The organism is Aquimarina sp. 433 (genome assembly GCF_054054605.1).
On the sequence record NZ_JBSWZK010000024.1, the window covers coordinates 1 to 2,983 of the forward strand.

General features: G+C 48.6%; 1 protein-coding gene. It reads right to left on the reverse strand.

The annotated features are described in order from the left end of the window. Positions 1–2,983 (reverse strand): beta strand repeat-containing protein (locus ACWNT5_RS24165; protein ID WP_456518845.1); only part of this gene is annotated, 2,983 nt, incomplete at both ends.

Sequence of the window (2,983 nt, forward strand, 5' to 3'; positions counted from 1 at the left end):
CACTTAAGCCACTCCAGCTGATCAAACCACCACTCTCACTTCCGCCATTACTGATACTTCCAATAGTCGTATATCCATCTGGAACCGTATCTCCTACGCCTACTCCCGTAGCATTGTTAGGGCCTGCATTGGTAACCGTAACACTAAAGGTAACGGTATCACCGGCACTGATCGTAGTACTGCCATCAGCATCCGTTGTCAATACCACACTCTTAGCAATGCTTAAATCACTAACGCTGGCAACGGTAGGGGTAGCACTGGTCTCATCATCTTCCGCAGGGGTATCCGTATCTGCTGTAGCATCAGGACTACTGTCGGGATCAAAATTATCACTCGCAGTGATCTCTGCAAAGTTCGTATAGTTGCCCGTAGCAGTCACTACTGCCGTATAAGTCAATACTAATGGGGTGGTCGTGGTAACACTTAAGCCACTCCAGCTGATCAAGCCACCACTCTCACTTCCGCCATTACTGATACTTCCAATAGTCGTATATCCATCTGGAACCGTATCTCCTACGCCTACTCCCGTAGCATTGTTAGGGCCTCCATTGGTAACCGTAACACTAAAGGTAACGGTATCCCCAGCACTGATCGTAGTACTGCCATCGGCATCGGTTGTCAATACCACACTCTTGGCAATGCTTAAATCACTAACACCTGCAACGGTAGGGGTAGCACTGGTCTCATCATCTTCCGCAGGGGTATCCGTATCTGCTGTAGCATCAGGACTACTGTCGGGATCAAAATTATCACTCGCAGTGATCTCTGCAAAGTTCGTATAGTTGCCCGTAGCAGTCACTACTGCCGTATAAGTCAATACTAATGGGGTGGTCGTGGTAACACTTAAGCCACTCCAGCTGATCAAACCACCACTCTCACTTCCGCCATTACTGATACTTCCAATAGTCGTATATCCATCTGGAACCGTATCTCCTACGCCTACTCCCGTAGCATTGTTAGGGCCTCCATTGGTAACCGTAACACTAAAGGTAACGGTGTCTCCAGCACTGATCGTAGTACTGCCATCGGCATCCGTTGTCAATACCACACTCTTGGCAATGCTTAAATCACTAACGCCTGCAACGGTAGGGGTAGCACTGGTCTCATCATCTTCCGCAGGGGTATCCGTATCTGCTGTAGCATCAGGACTACTGTCGGGATCAAAATTATCACTCGCCGTGATCTCTGCAAAGTTCGTATAGTTGCCCGTAGCAGTCACTACTGCCGTATAAGTCAATACTAATGGGGTGGTCGTGGTAACACTTAAGCCACTCCAGCTGATCAAGCCACCACTCTCACTTCCGCCATTACTGATACTTCCTATGGTACTATACCCATCTGGAACCGTATCTCCTACACCTACTCCCGTAGCATTGTTAGGGCCTCCATTGGTAACCGTAACACTAAAGGTAACGGTGTCTCCAGCACTGATCGTAGTACTACCATCGGCATCCGTTGTCAATACCACACTCTTGGCAATGCTTAAATCACTAACGCTGGCAACGGTAGGGGTAGCACTGGTCTCATCATCTTCCGCAGGGGTATCCGTATCTGCTGTAGCATCAGGACTACTGTCGGGATCAAAATTATCACTCGCAGTGATCTCTGCAAAGTTCGTATAGTTGCCCGTAGCAGTCACTACTGCCGTATAAGTCAATACTAATGGGGTGGTCGTGGTAACACTTAAGCCACTCCAGCTGATCAAGCCACCACTCTCACTTCCGCCATTACTGATACTTCCTATGGTACTATACCCATCTGGAACCGTATCTCCTACGCCTACTCCCGTAGCATTGTTAGGGCCTCCATTGGTAACCGTAACACTAAAGGTAACAGTATCTCCAGCACTGATCGTAGTACTGCCATCGGCATCGGTTGTCAATACCACACTCTTGGCAATGCTTAAATCACTAACACCTGCAACGGTAGGGGTAGCACTGGTCTCATCATCTTCCGCAGGGGTATCCGTATCTGCTGTAGCATCAGGACTACTGTCGGGATCAAAATTATCACTCGCAGTGATCTCTGCAAAGTTCGTATAGTTGCCCGTAGCAGTCACTACTGCCGTATAAGTCAATACTAATGGGGTGGTCGTGGTAACACTTAAGCCACTCCAGCTGATCAAGCCGCCACTCTCACTTCCGCCATTACTGATACTTCCTATGGTACTATACCCATCTGGAACCGTATCCCCTACGCCTACTCCCGTAGCATTGTTAGGGCCTCCATTGGTAACCGTAACACTAAAGGTAACGGTATCACCGGCACTGATCGTAGTACTGCCATCGGCATCCGTTGTCAATACCACACTCTTGGCAATGCTTAAATCACTAACACCTGCAACAGTAGGGGTAGCACTGGTCTCATCATCTTCCGCAGGGGTATCCGTATCTGCTGTAGCATCAGGACTACTGTCGGGATCAAAATTATCACTCGCCGTGATCTCTGCAAAGTTCGTATAGTTGCCCGTAGCAGTCACTACTGCCGTATAAGTCAATACTAATGGGGTGGTTGTGGTAACACTTAAGCCACTCCAGCTGATCAAGCCGCCACTCTCACTTCCGCCATTACTGATACTTCCTATGGTACTATACCCATCTGGAACCGTATCTCCTACGCCTACTCCCGTAGCATTGTTAGGTCCTCCATTGGTAACCGTAACACTAAAGGTAACAGTGTCACCGGCACTGATCGTAGTACTGCCATCGGCATCGGTTGTCAATACCACACTCTTGGCAATGCTTAAATCACTAACACCTGCAACAGTAGGGGTAGCACTGGTCTCATCATCTTCCGCAGGGGTATCCGTATCTGCTGTAGCATCAGGACTACTGTCGGGATCAAAATTATCACTCGCAGTGATCTCTGCAAAGTTCGTATAGTTGCCCGTAGCAGTCACTACTGCCGTATAAGTCAATACTAATGGGGTGGTCGTGGTAACACTTAAGCCACTCCAGCTGATCAAGCCACCACTCTCACTTCC